The organism is Arthrobacter sp. NPDC092385 (assembly GCF_044755105.1).
GTDB lineage: Bacteria > Actinomycetota > Actinomycetes > Actinomycetales > Micrococcaceae > Arthrobacter_D.
This window is the reverse complement of record NZ_JBIVQL010000004.1, coordinates 162350-176001: the sequence shown is the minus strand read 5'-3', so window position 1 is coordinate 176001 and position 13652 is coordinate 162350. Positions and strand designations below refer to the sequence as shown.

Genomic DNA, 13652 nt, shown 5'->3' with positions numbered 1-13652 from the left:
CTGGTCACATCCGGAAGAGGCCGAAGGAGGTGTCGGGCAGCGGGGCGCGGGCGCAGACGTCGAGCGCGAGGCCGAGGACGGTCCGGGTGTCCGCCGGGTCGATCACGCCGTCGTCCCACAGGCGGGCCGTCGAGTAGTAGGGGTTGCCCTGGGCCTCGTACTGGTCGCGGATCGGCGCGCGGAACGCCTCCTCGTCCTCGAGCGACCATTGCTCGCCGCGCGCCTCGAGCTGGTCGCGCCGGACCGTGGCCAGGACCGCCGACGCCTGGCTGCCTCCCATCACCGAGATGCGGCTCGCGGGCCACATCCACAGGAAGCGCGGGGAGAACGCACGGCCGCACATGGAGTAGTTGCCGGCACCGAAGGACCCGCCGACGACGACGGTCAGCTTGGGCACGCGGCAGGTGGCGACGGCGGTGACCATCTTGGCCCCGTTCTTCGCGATGCCACCGGCCTCGTAGTCCCTGCCGACCATGAAGCCGGACAGGTTCTGGAGGAACACCAGCGGGATGCCGCGCTGGTCGCAGAGCTCGATGAAGTGCGCGCCCTTCAGCGCGGACTCGCTGAAGAGCACCCCGTTGTTGGCCACGATCCCGACCCGGTGGCCGGAGATGGCCGCGAAGCCCGTCACGAGGGTGGTTCCGTACTCACGCTTGAACTCGTGGAAGAGCGAGCCGTCCACGATCCGGGCGATGACCTCGCGGGCGTCGTAGGACGCGTTCACGTCCGTGGGCACCGCGCCGTAGAGCTCGTCCTGGGCCACGACCGGCTCCCGCACCTCCTCCGGGACGGCCGCCGCGCGCGGCCCGGTCGCTGCGGGCGGCAGGGTGGAGATGATGTCGCGCACGATCTCGAGCGCATGCTGGTCGTTCTCGGCGAGGTGGTCGGTGACACCGGAGATGCGGGAGTGGACGTCGCCGCCACCGAGCTCCTCCGCGGTGACGACCTCGCCGATCGCGGCCTTCACGAGTGGAGGGCCCCCCAGGAAGATGGTGCCCTGGTTGCGGACGATCACCGTCTCGTCGCTCATGGCGGGCACGTACGCCCCGCCGGCGGTGCAGCTGCCCAGGACGGCGGCGATCTGCGGGATCTTCCGCGCCGACATCGTCGCCTGGTTGTAGAAGATGCGGCCGAAGTGGTTGCGGTCGGGGAAGACGTCGTCCTGCCGCGGGAGGAAGGCTCCGCCGGAGTCCACGAGGTACACGCACGGCAGGTGGTTCTCGAGGGCGATCTCCTGGGCACGGAGGTGCTTCTTCACCGTCAGGGGGTAGTACGTACCGCCCTTGACGGTGGCGTCGTTGGAGATCACGAGGACGTGGCGGCCGTGGACCAGTCCGATGCCGGCGATCACGCCGGCGCCCGGGCACTCGTCGTCGTACATGCCGTTCGCCGCCAGGGGCGCGATCTCGAGGAAGGGGCTGCCGTCGTCGAGGAGCTGGTCGATGCGCTCCCGCGGAAGCAGCTTCCCGCGGGCGACATGCCGCTGGCGGGAGTGTTCCGGGCCGCCCAGCGCCGCGGTCGCGAGCCGGCGGCGCAGCTCGTCGACGAGCCCGGACTGCGCCGCCGCGTTCGCCCTGAACGCAGGCGAGAGCGGATCGACCTTCGATGTCAGAGTCTCCATCGACTACTTCCTCGAGCATCCTTCAGTTAGCAGGCGCTAACTGGATTCAGGTTAGTGGTCATTAACCTGAATGTCCATCAGAATGAGGGGACGACATTCCCGGCGGACGACAAGGACCTGCATGGAGCCCCGGCCCACCGAAGACCGCGTGACCGGTCGAAGCATCGCGAAGGCCACCCGCCGCGCCGCACTCCTCGATGCCGCCGCCCACCTGTTCGCGGAGCGCGGCTACAACGGGGTGTCCATCGAGGATCTCGGGGCGGCCGCGGGCGTGAGCGGTCCGGCCGTGTACCGGCACTTCACCGGCAAGCCCTCGGTCCTCTCCGCGCTGCTCACGGGAGTGAGCGAGGACCTGCTCGAGGGCGGCAGGGCGGTCGCGGAGGAGGCGTCCTCCCCGGAAGCGGCCCTGAAGGGGCTCATCCGCTTCCAGGTGGAGTTCGCCCTCGGCAACGCCGACGTGATCCGCGTGCAGGACCGCGACCTGGGTTCCCTGGCGCACGACGACGAACGCAACGTGCGGTCCCTCCAGCGCAGCTACGTGCAGGTGTGGGTGGACGAGCTGGCCGGATTCCTGCCGGAGGCCGACCGTTCCCTGCTGCGGCGCCGGGTCCATGCGGTGTTCGGCCTGATCAACTCCACCCCGCACACGGCACAGGGCACCCGCCCGGGACGCGAGGTCGGCGCTCTGCGGGAACTGCTGCAGGACATGGCATGGGCCGCCCTGACCGTGTGAGGCCCTGCCGCGCGCCCCCGGGACACTTCGGGGCGCCTAGTACGCTGAAGCCACGAGAATCACCGGCCGCGCTGCCCGCCCGGCCCCTCCACCGACTGAAAGTACCGCTGTGATCACGCTACGTCCCGTTGAAGCAAACGACCTCGACGAATTCTTCTCGCACCAGCTGGACCCCAGCGCCAACCACATGGCTGCCTTCGGTGCGAAGAACCCCTCGGACCGCGGCGTCTTCGACCACCACTGGCAGGACATCCTCAACAACAGCAAGATCACGGTGCGCACCATCCTCTCCGACGGGGACGTCGTGGGCAGCATCCTCGCCTACCACGATGACGAGACCCCCGAGATCAGCTACTGGATCGACCGCTCCCGCTGGGGACAGGGCATCACGACGGCGGCCGTCGGGCAGTTCCTCAACGAGGTGACGCAGCGGCCCATCCGGGCGCGCGCCGTCGCCGACAACGTGAGCTCCATCCGCATCCTCGAGCGGTGGGGCTTCCATCAGGTCGGCGAGACGCAGGGCTTCGCGCCGGCCCGCGGGGCCGTGGTGCGCGAGCTCATCCTCGAACTGCCGTAGCCCTCCCGCCGGGCGGCGGAAGGGCAGCGGCCCCCTGCGCTAGACCATCGTCAGGACCATCGCCGGATTCCTGAGGATGGTCCCGACGTCCGCCAGGAAGCGCGAACCCTGCTCGCCGTCCACGAGCCGGTGGTCGAAGGACAGGCTGAGCGTCAGGACCGACCGCAGGGCGACGGCGCCCTGGTACTCCCACGGCGTGCTGCGCACTGCTCCCACAGCCAGGATCGCGGCCTCCCCCGGATTGAGGATGGGGGTGCCGGCGTCGATGCCGAACACGCCGATGTTGGTGATGGAGATCGTCCCGCCCGTGAGATCGGCAGGTGGGGTCCTCCCTGCACGGGCGGTCTCCGCCAGCGCCGCGAGCGCGCGCGCCAGGTCCATCAGGGGCAGGGACTGCGCACCCTTGATGTTCGGCACGAGCAGGCCGCGCGGCGTGGCCGCGGCGATCCCGAGGTTCACGTCCGAGTACTGCACGATCTCCTGCGCTGCCTCGTCCCACGAGGAGTTGAGGGTCGGGTTGCGGGCGACGGCGATGCACACCGCCTTGGACACGATGGTCAGCGGCGTCACCCTGGTGCCTTCGAACGCACGGCTCGCCTTCAGCTCCGCCAGCAGGTCCATGGTCGGCGTGACGTCGAGGGTGAGGAACTCCGTCACGTGCGGCGCCGTGAAGGCACTCGCCACCATGGCCGCCGCCGTATGCTTCCGCATCCCCCTGATCGGGATCCGCGTCTCAGCCGGCGTCATCCGCGCCGGGGCCGGTGACGGGACCGGTGACGGCGACGGGACCGACGGCTCGGACACGGCATCGAGCACCGGGGTGTCGAACCCGGCTGCGGGGGATCCAGCGGTCCCGGCGAGGGCTGCGAGCACGTCCGCGCGTGTGATGAGGGAACCGGGTCCGGTACCCGTCAGGTCGTCGAGGCTGATGCCGAGGTCACGCGCGAGCTTGCGCACCGGGGGCGTGGACCGCGGCCTCTCGCCCGTTCGCACCCCGGAGACGCGCTGCGCCGACGGAGCCGGCGGAGCCGACAGGGTTTCAGGGACGGGCACGGGCACGCCCGGGGCCGCGACGGGCGGCACCCTCCGGGACGGCGCGGGCGGACCGGCAGGTGGGGCCAGCACCCGGTGTCGGCGCTGCGGGCGCCCGCCCTTCTCCACCGCGGCCCCGTATCCGACGAGGTTCGGCTCGCGCTTCGCGGGAGCGTGCCCGCTGTCCACGGCCGGCTGCGGCACGGCGAGATCGGCGTCGGGCTCCCCCGCCACCTCGAAGGAGACGATCGGCGCCCCGACGTCGACGACGGCGCCCGCGGCCTCGTGCAGCCGCAGGATGACGCCGGCGTACGGTGACGGCAGTTCCACGACGGCCTTGGCGGTCTCGACGTCGGCGATCACCTGGTTCAGCTCGACGGTGTCGCCCTCGGCGACGTGCCACCGGACGATCTCGGACTCGGTCAGGCCTTCACCCAGGTCGGGGAGCCTGAACTCCCGGATGCGCGTCGCGGTCACCCCCGGCGCGGTCACTGTGCCGCTCCGTGGACGTCGAGTCCGCTCAGGGAGTTCGGCCGGCGCATCGCCCGGTCCACGCCGTCGAGGATCCTGTCGAGGTCCGGGAGGTGGTGGAACTCGAGCTTGGAGTAGGGGTACGGGATGTCGAAGCCGGTGACGCGGACGGGTGCGTGCTCGAGGTAGTCGAAGCACCGCTCGGTGACGCCGGCGGCGATCTCCGCGCCGAGCCCGCCCGACCGGGCGGCCTCATGCGTCACGACGAGCCGGCCGGTCTTCCGGACGGACGCCTCGACCGTGGCGAAGTCGATCGGGGCGAGGGACCGGAGGTCGATCACCTCGATCGAGATGCCGTCGTCGGACGCTGCGATGGCGGCGTCGCGGGCTGTCGGCACGAGTGGGCCGTAGGTCACGAGGGTGACGTCGGCGCCCTCGGTGACGATCCGCGCGGCTCCCATGTCCGACGACGACGGATCGAGCGCTTCGTCCACCTCGCCCTTGACGTGGTAGCGCCGCTTGGGCTCGAAGTAGAGCACCGGGTCGTCACTGGCGATGGCCTGCTGGATCATCGTGTAGGCGTCCTGCGGGTTGGAGACGCTCACCACGCGCAGGCCGGAGGTATGGGTGAAGTAGGCCTCGGGCGATTCGGAGTGGTGCTCCGGGGAACCGATGCCGCCGCCGAAGGGCACGCGGACGGTGATGGGCATCTTCACGGCGCCCTGCGTGCGGTAGTGCAGCTTGGCCACCTGGCAGACGATCTGGTCGAAGGCCGGGTAGATGAAGCCGTCGAACTGGATCTCCACGACCGGACGGTACCCGCGGTACGCCATGCCGACGGCCGTCCCCATGATGCCGGCCTCGGCGAGCGGGCTGTCGAGGACGCGGTGCGGCCCGAAGTCCTTCTGCAGGCCGTCCGTGATGCGGAAGACGCCGCCGAGCTTCCCGATGTCCTCGCCGATCAGGATCACCTTGGGATCCTCGTCCATGGCGCGGCGCAATCCGGCGTTGATCGCACGGCCGAAGGTCATGGTGGACATCAGCGGGATCCTTCCTGGGGAGCCTGGGCGAAGGAGGCGAGGTAGCGCTCGTAGTGGTCCTGCTGGCGGTCGAGCTCGGAGTTGGGCGAGCTGTACACGTGCCTGAAGATGTCCGACGGCGCGGGCTCGGGCATTGAGAGGCAACCCTCGCGCAACTCGGCGGCGACGGCGTCGGCCCGGGCCTCCACCGAGTCGGTGTAGTCCGCGTCCAGCAACCCGAGCGAGTCGAGCAGGGTGGCGAGGCGGGCGAGCGGGTCTCGGGCCGCCCAGTCTTCGAGCTCGTTCGCGTCCCGGTAGCGGGTCGGATCGTCTGCCGTGGTGTGCGGGCCCATGCGGTAGGTCACGGCCTCGATGAAGGTGGGGCCGCCGCCGGAGCGGGCGCGTGCGAGGGCCTCGCGCGTCACGGCCAGGCACGCGAGGACGTCGTTGCCGTCGACCCGCACGGAGGGAATGCCGAAGCCGGGTGCCCGCCGCGCGATCGGGACGTGCGCCTGGAGCCCCACAGGCTCGGAGATGGCCCAGTGGTTGTTCTGGCAGAAGAAGACCACCGGCGCCTGGAAGCTCGCCGCGAAGACCATGGCCTCGTTGACGTCCCCCTGGCTGGTGGCGCCGTCCCCGAAGTAGGTGACGGCGACGGAATCGGCTCCGTCGTTGATGATGCCCATCGCATAGCCGGTGGCGTGCAGGGTCTGGGCGCCGATGATGACCTGCGGCGTCGCCATGTTGATGGAGTAGGGGTCCCAGCCCGAGGACGCGTTGCCGCGCCAGACCCGCAGGAGGTCCGCCAGGTCCACGCCCCGGCAGTAGGCCACGCCGTTCTCGCGGTAGCTGGAGAAGACGAAGTCGTCGGCCCGGAGGGCACGGCCGGAACCGATCTGGGCCGCTTCCTGTCCGAGGAGCGGGGGCCAGAGGGCGAGCTCGCCCTGGCGCTGCAGTGCGGTGGCCTCGGCGTCGATGCGCCGCACCACCACCATGTCCTCGTACAGCTTCCGCAGGGCGGCGCCGTCGACATCCGCGACGAGCCGGTCGTAATGTCCGTGCGGCTGGCGGACCCCATGGTGGTCGATGAGCTGGACGAGGCGGTCCCCGCCGGCACGGGCGGGGCCGGGGTAGACCGTCCCGCTCTCCGCTCCGTCGTCGCCGCGTCCTGTCGGTCCCGGTCCTGGCTGGTCGCCGTTCTGGGTCATTGCACGCAACCTTCGCACTCGCAGACTTCCCTCCACCGGCCGATCGGGCCGCCAGGAGGAGCCCCGGGCGCCTTTACCCGGAGTGAGTGTGACCCTACTCACAGGGGACAGGTGGCACAACTGTTCTGTCCTCGACTGAGCAGATTGCACTATTCGGGCGCGAGGGGCCGTGTTAGCGTTGCGCACTATGCAACCCCTCGACCTCACCGACACGCGCCTGTTGCTGGCCATGGCGAAGGATCCCCGGCGCACCGTCGTCGCGCTCGCGCAGAAGCTGGGGCTGTCCCGGAACACGGTGCAGGCGAGGATGGCGCAGCTCGAGAAGAAGGCGGTCTTCCTCTCCTTCGAGCGGCGCATCAACACCGTCTCGCTCGGCTACCCGCTGACCGCCTTCATCCACGTGCACGTGCAGCAGCAGAAGCTGGCGGCGATCACGCACAGCATCGCCGCCGTGCCCGAGGTCATCGAGGCCTTCGGCCTGACCGGCCAGGCGGACATCCTGGTGCGGGTGGTCGCCGTCGACGCCGAGGACCTCTTCCGCATCAACGGCAAGATCCTCAGCTGCGACGGCGTCGAGCGCTGCGACACCTCCCTCGCCATGGGCGAGCTCATCCCGTTCCGGGTGGAGCCGCTGCTCGCGCGCGGACCACGGACGGCCTCCTGACCTCCCGGTCAGGAGGCCGCTCCGGTCAGTTTCCGCTTCGCCGCACAACGTCACACCGCGATCCTCCACCGCGTACGGGTTGGATGATCACCCCAATTGAAGGGCGAGGTGTGACAGTGCACGCCCCGAGGGACGGGCCTCGGCGTCTGGGTACGGCTGATTCGCTGCCTCGAAGCCAAAGGTCAGTTCTCCACACCGCGTGTGCTCTGCGTCAGCCAGGCGCAGGAGGGCTTTGTCCATGCGGGCTTCGGCGTCGTTGGCGACATCGCGGACCGCGGGGCTGTCACTGAGCTGGACCATGGTCTATGGGTCTATCGCTTCGATGGGCGTCGCTTGCGCGTCGACTCCGCGGTCGACTAGGACATTGCAGGGCAGGAGCGCGCCGAGGGATGGTTCGGCGGCGAGCGGCCGCAGCTTCGGTTCCGAGCTTCGCCGGTCTATGCACCACAGGGGCACCAGCGCTAGCTGGCCTTCGTTCCGTAGAGCATCTTGTGCAGTGTTCGCCTCAGGCCAGAGTCAGGAACAGCTTTTCGAGTTCCTTCTTGTCCAGGCTGGCGTCCTGCTGCACGATGCACTGCTCCAGTCCGCTGGCGATGATGGCGAACCCGGCACGGTCCAATGCTTTGGAGACCGCCGAGAGCTGGGTGACGACGTCCTTGCAGTCCTTGCCTTCCTCCAACATGCGGACTACCGCGGCCAGTTGGCCCTGGGCTCGCTTCATGCGATTGATGACGGGCGTCAGTTCGGTCGGGTTCAGCTGCATCGTGTTCTCCAAAGGTCGGTTCTACTCACCTGAGCATATACCCCCGCGGGTATTTTGCTACCCCGGGGGGTATGCGGAATACTCCTGGGGGTATTCAGTTACACAACTTCCGAGAGGTTCCCATGAGCACCCCCACCCCCACCGATTCCGCTTCGTCCCCTTCCGCCGCTTGGGCCAGTGCCGCCCCTGTCGCGCCTGTCGCTCCTGTCGCTTCTCCTGGCATCGCGGCGTTGGCGCCCGAGGAACTGCGTTCCTGGGTCGATGAGCAACAGGACTTTGTGGTGATTGATGTGCGGTCCGCGGCGGAGTTCGAATCCGTGCATATCCCGGGCTCCTACAATGTGCCGCTGCCGCTTCTGTCCGAGCACACCGACGAACTCGCGTCGCGTCTGGGAAGCCGGGTTGTGTTGGCGTGCCAGTCCGGTGTGCGTGCGGAGCAGGCCCGTCAGCGTCTGGCCGCATCCGGCATCAGCTCAGCCCACGTCCTGACCGGTGGTGTTCCCGGGTACGCCGCAGCCGGCGGCGACGTCGTGCGCGGCAAGGCCCGCTGGGACCTCGAGCGCCAGGTCCGCATGGTCGCCGGCTCCCTCGTCATCGCCGGGCTCGCCGGCGGACGATTCGTCTCCCCCAAGGTCCGCACCATTGCCGGCGTGATCGGTACCGGGCTCACGTTCTCGGCGGCGACGAACACCTGCGCCATGGGTAAGGCCCTGACCGTCCTGCCGTGGAACAAGGCAGCCCAGGAACCCACCCGCGAATCCGCGATCCTCTCCCTCCCCACACCCTCTGCCGAGAACGTTCAGGCCGGCGGGGCAGCTGCCAAAGCTGGTGTGGCGTGAGTGCGACCCTGATCCTCGTTCTGGCCCTGTCGGTCCTGATTGGGCTGTCCCTGGGCGTCCTGGGCGGCGGGGGGTCGATCCTGACTGTTCCGATCCTGGTGTACGTGGCCGGCTTCGAGGCGAAGCAAGCGATCGCGGCGTCCCTGTTCGTTGTCGGTGTCACCTCGGCGATCAGTGTGATCAGCCACGCCCGCAATGGGCGGGTGATGTGGCGGACCGGCCTGATCTTCGGTGCGGCCGGCATGGCCGGCGCGTTCATCGGCGGACTGCTCGGCGGGTTCATCCCCGGTCAGGTCCTGCTCATCGCGTTCGCCCTGATGATGGTCGCCACGTCGGTCGCGATGATCCGCGGACGCAGGAAGACCTCCGGCACCACGGGTGCCGGCGCGGATTCCGCACCAGCTGAAGGGGTCAAGCGTGAGCTGCCCCTGAAGCGGGTGATCCTTGATGGTGTGGTCGTCGGCCTGGTCACCGGGCTCGTCGGGGCCGGTGGCGGTTTCCTCGTCGTTCCCGCCCTGGCTCTGCTCGGTGGATTGCCGATGTCGGTGGCCGTGGGCACCTCGCTGGTCGTGATCTCCATGAAGTCCTTCGCGGGACTCGCCGGGTACCTCACCACAGTGGAGATCAACTGGCCGTTGACCCTCGCCGTGACCGCCGCAGCGATTGTCGGGTCCCTGATCGGCGCCCAGCTCGCCGGCCGGATTCCCGAAGCTGCCCTGCGCAAGGGCTTCGGCTGGTTCGTCCTTGTCATGGGCGCGTTCGTCCTCATCCAACAGGCACCCACGGACATCCGCCTCGCCCTGGCCGCAGCTGTCGCCGGTCTGGCCCTCGCAGCACTTGTCGCCTGCCGATTCATCATCCCGGCCTGCCCCCTGAACACCCGTCACCGCTACAAGCAGGCTCGGCGGGGTCGGCGCCGCAACACACCCACACCCGCCTGATCCATCCCACACCTCACCTACACCGTTCGACCCCATCCCACCCAGAGGACCTCTCCATGGCAGAGATCACGATCAATGACACCAACGCCCGCCGCCCGTCAGCGCAGATCCTTGACGTCCGTGAGGACTTCGAAGTCGCCGAAGGCATGATTCCCGGCGCCCTGCACATCCCGATGGGAGACCTGCAGGCACGCCTGGCCGAATTGGACCCCGCCGTCCCGATCATCGCCGTGTGCCGCAGCGGGAACCGCTCGGCCCGCGTCGCGGACGCCCTCAACAGCGCCGGTTTCAGCGCCGACACCATGGCCGGTGGTATGACCGCTTGGACCCGTGCCGGCCTGCCCACCACCTGAACCCGCCGTACCACCACGCCACGCCCCGCAAAACTCGGAAAGGACGGAACAAGACCATGACAACCACGACAACAACCACGTCAACGATCGACGTCACGGAACAGAGCTTCGCGCAGACCCTGGAGAACAACGACATCGTCTTCGTCGACTTCTGGGCAGCATGGTGCGGGCCCTGCCGTATGTTCGCCCCTACCTATGGCGCCGCCGCCGAAAGGCACCCGGATGCCGCCTTCGCCAAGGTGGACACCGAAGCCGAGCAGGCCCTCGCCGCCGCCGCGAACATCACCTCCATCCCCACCCTGATGGCCTTCAAGAACAAGACCCTGGTCTTCTCCCAGCCCGGGGCCCTGAACGCCGCGGGACTGGAAGAACTCGTCCAGGCCGTGAAGAACCTGGACCTGGACACGCTCCGCGCGGATGCCACACCACACAACGCCTGACAGGGACCTCCCGCCCGGGCCGTTGCGCACCATCACGGCCGACAGCCTGGCCGAACTCTGGCCCGGCGTCGCACTGGTCGATGTCCGGAGCAGGCAAGAACATTCCACCGCCTTCATCCCCGGCAGCGAAGAACATCCCGCTCGAGGAGCTGCCCTCCCGCCTCACGGACCTACCCGACACCACGGTGTACCTGCTGTGCGGCTCCGGTAAGCGCAGCAGCCAGGCCGCCCGGATGCTCACCAGCCGCGGCTACGACACCGTCAACGTCGCCGGCGGAATCACCGAATGGTACCGAGGCGGCCACCCCGTCACCTACACGTAGCCCCCACCACACCAGGCAACCGGGCCACCCAGGCCGCCCAGGCCGACCAGGCAGGCCGCTAAAGACCCGGTGACGAACGCGGTGACGAACGCGGTGACGGACCCCATAGTCCGGGTGCGTGCCCGGACCCGGCCCGTCCCGGGCCCGGTCACGCACCCTCCTCCCAGCACCCTTCCCCGCAGGCACTCCCCGCCTTGCGGTATACCCCCCGGGGTATTATGCTGGACACCAGAGCAATACCCCACGGGGTATACACCCCTCGAACCGAAGGAGCACCAGATGCTGATCGAACGGATTTACGACGAAGACCTCGCCCAGGCCGGCTACCTCATCGGCTGCCAGGCCAACGGCACCGCCGTCGTCGTCGACGGCCGACGCGACATCGCCGTCTACCAGGACCTCGCCGCGAAGAACAACATGAAGATCGTGGCTGTCACCGAGACCCACATCCACGCCGACTACCTCTCCGGCACCCGGGAACTCGCCGCGGCGACCGGAGCCGAGATCTACGTCTCCGGCGAAGGCGGACCGGACTGGCAGTACCAGTTCGAGGGAACCCGCCTCTACGACGGGGACGCGATCACCGTCGGCAACATCAGCATCAAGGCTGTCCACACCCCCGGACACACCCCCGAGCACCTGTCATTCCTCGTCACCGACGGTGCGTTCAGCGATCAGCCCGGCTACCTGCTTTCGGGTGACTTCGTGTTCTCCGGCGACCTCGGCCGCCCGGACCTGCTCGACGAAGCCGCGGGCGGCGTCGATACCCGCTTCGAGGGGGCGAAGCAGCTCTTCAAGAGCCTGCAGGAGAAGTTCCTGACCCTGCCCGACTACGTGCAGGTCCACCCCGCGCATGGCGCCGGCAGCGCCTGCGGCAAGGCCCTGGGTGCTATCCCCTCCTCCACCGTCGGCTACGAGCGGCTGTACTCCTGGTGGGGCCCGTACCTCGCGGCGAACGACGAGCAGGGCTTCATCGACGAACTCCTCGACGGTCAGCCCGACGCGCACGCCTACTTCGGGCGGATGAAGCGCGAAAACCGGAAAGGCCCCGCCGTCATGGGCGAACGCGCACCCCTGACCGAGCTCGACAAGACCCACGTCGCCAGGGATCTCGCCGCGGACACGGTGACGTTCATCGACACCCGCTCAGCGAACGAGGTCCACGCCGGCACGGTCGAGCGGTCCCTGAACATCCCCGCCGGCGCTGCGATCGCCACCTACGGGGCGTGGGTCGTGAACCCGGAGACGGACAAGAACCCGCTCGTCCTGCTCGCCACCGGACAGGAGCAGGCACAGGAGATCTGGGACCACCTCGTCCGGGTCGGTATAGACGATGTGGCCGGGTACGTCACCAGCCTCGACGGGCTGCCCACCACCACGCCCGCCCTGATCCAGCCCGAAGACCTGGGCGAGGTCGACGCGGCAATGATCCTCGACGTCCGCAACCGCACCGAGCACAGCGCGGGCCACATCCCCGGGGCGCACCAGCTCAACGGCGGCCGGGTCATGTGGCACCTCGACGAACTTCCCACCGAGGGGACGATCATCAGCTACTGCCAGAGCGGGCTCCGGAACTCCGTCGCCGCCAGCGCACTGCGCCGGGCAGGGTACGACGTCGTCGAACTCGACGGCAGCTACTCCGCCTGGAACAGCTACCGGCAGGCCCGCGGAACCACGCCGGCCACGAAGTAGCCCCCTGGACCGCCCGGGCAGCACCCCCTGCTGATCCGGGCACTGAGCCCGGGCGAACCCCCACGCGCGCGCCCGGGCTCTTTCATGGCTTCCAGCCTGAACGGAGCGCTGCGCATGCCCGGCAGCACACCCCCACGCCATCACTCGGAATCCCTGGGTACTGTATTGGGCCTTGGGCAGAACCTGGCGCAGTTCATGCTGCTGGTGGCCGTCAACGCATTGGTCGGCGGGACACCCGGCCAGGAGCGCACCGTGCTGCCGCTGCTGGCGTCCCAGACCTTCCAGCTGGACCTGTACACGAGCGCGCTGACGTACATCTCCTCGGAACCGCCTCCATCGCCCTCGGCCTGGGCCTATCCGTCCTCTTCGTCCGCGAAACCCACCACCACGCGAAAACCGAAGCCTCCCGCCACGACAGCACGCAGGGCACAGCGCACGCGAACCTCATCACGGGACAGGTGTTCGCACTTACCAGCTTCAGAGGCCGGTCACTGTCCGCAGCGAGCCAGGCCGGACTGGTCAACAACCTCAACGACGGCCCCGCCCGGGGCCTCTTCCCCGTCCTGTTCATCAGCTCCGGGCTGAGCCTGAACCAGGCCGGGATCCCTGCCGCCGTCCACCCCGCCGTCCGGGGCGCAGGACAACTCGTCGCCCGCATGCTCATCCAGTACGCAGGGCTCGTGATAGTGGCCACAGCCGACAGCTTCCAGCCCTGGTTCATCGCCGCGATCCTCCTGGAACTGGGAACAGCCATGGTCTACCCCGCTCCATGGGAATTTACCGCTGTGGCGTGACGCCATCGGGGCGTTCCTGGCCGGGCTGCTAGCTAACCTGTATGGGATTCCCCGGCCATCACCCCCTCGCCGTGCTCACCGCAGCTACCGGTGTAGTGGTTACCGTCCGAATGCCCGCCGACGACCACACCTCGAGGTACGACCGCCGAACCTCGAAACGAATCGAAGAACCGTCCCAGCGC

General features: G+C 68.8%; 16 protein-coding genes. 10 read left to right on the top strand and 6 right to left on the bottom strand.

Annotated elements, in window-relative coordinates:
- Positions 1 to 4 precede the first annotated feature (4 nt).
- A complete protein-coding gene (locus ACIQCY_RS07180; protein WP_400483209.1) occupies positions 5 to 1621 on the bottom strand; it encodes a carboxyl transferase domain-containing protein in 1617 nt (538 codons plus the stop codon).
- A gap of 121 nt (positions 1622 to 1742) precedes the next feature.
- On the opposite strand from ACIQCY_RS07180, the gene ACIQCY_RS07175 reads away from it, so the two are divergent.
- On the top strand, positions 1743 to 2354 hold the full coding sequence (locus tag ACIQCY_RS07175; protein ID WP_400483208.1) for a TetR/AcrR family transcriptional regulator: 612 nt from the start codon (positions 1743 to 1745) through the stop codon (positions 2352 to 2354).
- Between the two features lie 109 nt (positions 2355 to 2463).
- The gene (locus ACIQCY_RS07170) at positions 2464 to 2931 is read left to right on the top strand and encodes a GNAT family N-acetyltransferase (RefSeq protein ID WP_400483207.1); all 468 of its coding nucleotides are present in this window, start codon (positions 2464 to 2466) and stop codon (positions 2929 to 2931) included.
- Between the two features lie 39 nt (positions 2932 to 2970).
- Here ACIQCY_RS07170 and ACIQCY_RS07165 read toward each other — a convergent pair whose 3' ends face one another.
- From ACIQCY_RS07165 to pdhA, 3 genes are read right to left on the bottom strand one after another with little or no spacing between them, the layout of a single operon-like run.
- Positions 2971 to 4440: a dihydrolipoamide acetyltransferase family protein gene (locus ACIQCY_RS07165; RefSeq protein ID WP_400483306.1), complete on the bottom strand. Its 1470-nt coding sequence runs from the start codon at positions 4438 to 4440 to the stop codon at positions 2971 to 2973.
- Positions 4441 to 4451: 11 nt separating this feature from the next.
- The gene (locus ACIQCY_RS07160) at positions 4452 to 5474 is read right to left on the bottom strand and encodes an alpha-ketoacid dehydrogenase subunit beta (RefSeq protein WP_400483206.1); all 1023 of its coding nucleotides are present in this window, start codon (positions 5472 to 5474) and stop codon (positions 4452 to 4454) included.
- A complete protein-coding gene (pdhA, locus tag ACIQCY_RS07155; protein ID WP_400483205.1) occupies positions 5474 to 6661 on the bottom strand; it encodes a pyruvate dehydrogenase (acetyl-transferring) E1 component subunit alpha in 1188 nt (395 codons plus the stop codon). The genes ACIQCY_RS07160 and pdhA overlap by 1 nt, the downstream gene beginning before the upstream one ends.
- 187 nt (positions 6662 to 6848) lie before the next feature.
- Between pdhA and ACIQCY_RS07150 the strand changes: the two genes are divergently transcribed.
- Complete coding sequence (locus ACIQCY_RS07150; protein WP_400483204.1) at positions 6849 to 7325, top strand: Lrp/AsnC family transcriptional regulator; 477 nt, start codon at positions 6849 to 6851, stop codon at positions 7323 to 7325.
- An 87-nt stretch (positions 7326 to 7412) separates the two neighbouring features.
- Here the strand turns inward: ACIQCY_RS07150 and ACIQCY_RS07145 are convergent, their stop codons facing one another.
- Both ACIQCY_RS07145 and ACIQCY_RS07140 read right to left on the bottom strand, forming a co-directional pair.
- The gene (locus tag ACIQCY_RS07145; protein ID WP_400483203.1) at positions 7413 to 7625 is read right to left on the bottom strand and encodes a hypothetical protein; all 213 of its coding nucleotides are present in this window, start codon (positions 7623 to 7625) and stop codon (positions 7413 to 7415) included.
- A gap of 205 nt (positions 7626 to 7830) precedes the next feature.
- Entirely contained in the window at positions 7831 to 8088 is a 258-nt protein-coding gene (locus tag ACIQCY_RS07140; protein WP_400483305.1) for a metal-sensitive transcriptional regulator, read from the bottom strand.
- Positions 8089 to 8210: 122 nt separating this feature from the next.
- Here ACIQCY_RS07140 and ACIQCY_RS07135 point away from each other — a divergent pair, with 122 nt between their 5' ends.
- The 7 genes from ACIQCY_RS07135 (at position 8211) to ACIQCY_RS07105 (ending at position 13470) form a co-directional block, all read left to right on the top strand.
- The gene (locus ACIQCY_RS07135; RefSeq protein ID WP_400483202.1) at positions 8211 to 8927 is read left to right on the top strand and encodes a rhodanese-like domain-containing protein; all 717 of its coding nucleotides are present in this window, start codon (positions 8211 to 8213) and stop codon (positions 8925 to 8927) included.
- On the top strand, positions 8924 to 9868 hold the full coding sequence (locus ACIQCY_RS07130; protein ID WP_400483201.1) for a sulfite exporter TauE/SafE family protein: 945 nt from the start codon (positions 8924 to 8926) through the stop codon (positions 9866 to 9868). The genes ACIQCY_RS07135 and ACIQCY_RS07130 overlap by 4 nt, the downstream gene beginning before the upstream one ends.
- A gap of 56 nt (positions 9869 to 9924) precedes the next feature.
- A complete protein-coding gene (locus ACIQCY_RS07125) occupies positions 9925 to 10221 on the top strand; it encodes a rhodanese-like domain-containing protein (RefSeq protein ID WP_400483200.1) in 297 nt (98 codons plus the stop codon).
- A gap of 56 nt (positions 10222 to 10277) precedes the next feature.
- Positions 10278 to 10661, top strand: coding sequence for a thioredoxin (gene trxA, locus ACIQCY_RS07120; protein ID WP_400483199.1), 384 nt, complete (start codon positions 10278 to 10280; stop codon positions 10659 to 10661).
- 80 nt (positions 10662 to 10741) lie between these two features.
- Positions 10742 to 10984 carry a rhodanese-like domain-containing protein gene (locus ACIQCY_RS07115; protein ID WP_400483198.1) on the top strand — a complete coding sequence of 81 codons (243 nt, stop codon included), beginning with the start codon at positions 10742 to 10744 and terminating at the stop codon, positions 10982 to 10984.
- A 279-nt stretch (positions 10985 to 11263) separates the two neighbouring features.
- Entirely contained in the window at positions 11264 to 12676 is a 1413-nt protein-coding gene (locus ACIQCY_RS07110; RefSeq protein ID WP_400483197.1) for a rhodanese-like domain-containing protein, read from the top strand.
- Positions 12677 to 13134: 458 nt separating this feature from the next.
- Positions 13135 to 13470, top strand: coding sequence for a hypothetical protein (locus tag ACIQCY_RS07105; protein ID WP_400483196.1), 336 nt, complete (start codon positions 13135 to 13137; stop codon positions 13468 to 13470).
- Positions 13471 to 13652: the final 182 nt, after the last annotated feature.

Coding starts and splice junctions, on each gene's coding strand:
- ACIQCY_RS07180 (WP_400483209.1), bottom strand. CDS start 1,621: ATGGAGACTCTGACATCGAAGGTCGATCCGCTCTCGCCTGCGTTCAGG.
- ACIQCY_RS07175 (WP_400483208.1), top strand. CDS start 1,743: ATGGAGCCCCGGCCCACCGAAGACCGCGTGACCGGTCGAAGCATCGCG.
- ACIQCY_RS07160 (WP_400483206.1), bottom strand. CDS start 5,474: ATGTCCACCATGACCTTCGGCCGTGCGATCAACGCCGGATTGCGCCGC.
- pdhA (WP_400483205.1), bottom strand. CDS start 6,661: ATGACCCAGAACGGCGACCAGCCAGGACCGGGACCGACAGGACGCGGC.
- ACIQCY_RS07150 (WP_400483204.1), top strand. CDS start 6,849: ATGCAACCCCTCGACCTCACCGACACGCGCCTGTTGCTGGCCATGGCG.
- ACIQCY_RS07145 (WP_400483203.1), bottom strand. CDS start 7,625: ATGGTCCAGCTCAGTGACAGCCCCGCGGTCCGCGATGTCGCCAACGAC.
- ACIQCY_RS07140 (WP_400483305.1), bottom strand. CDS start 8,088: ATGCAGCTGAACCCGACCGAACTGACGCCCGTCATCAATCGCATGAAG.
- ACIQCY_RS07135 (WP_400483202.1), top strand. CDS start 8,211: ATGAGCACCCCCACCCCCACCGATTCCGCTTCGTCCCCTTCCGCCGCT.
- ACIQCY_RS07125 (WP_400483200.1), top strand. CDS start 9,925: ATGGCAGAGATCACGATCAATGACACCAACGCCCGCCGCCCGTCAGCG.
- trxA (WP_400483199.1), top strand. CDS start 10,278: ATGACAACCACGACAACAACCACGTCAACGATCGACGTCACGGAACAG.
- ACIQCY_RS07115 (WP_400483198.1), top strand. CDS start 10,742: ATGTCCGGAGCAGGCAAGAACATTCCACCGCCTTCATCCCCGGCAGCG.
- ACIQCY_RS07110 (WP_400483197.1), top strand. CDS start 11,264: ATGCTGATCGAACGGATTTACGACGAAGACCTCGCCCAGGCCGGCTAC.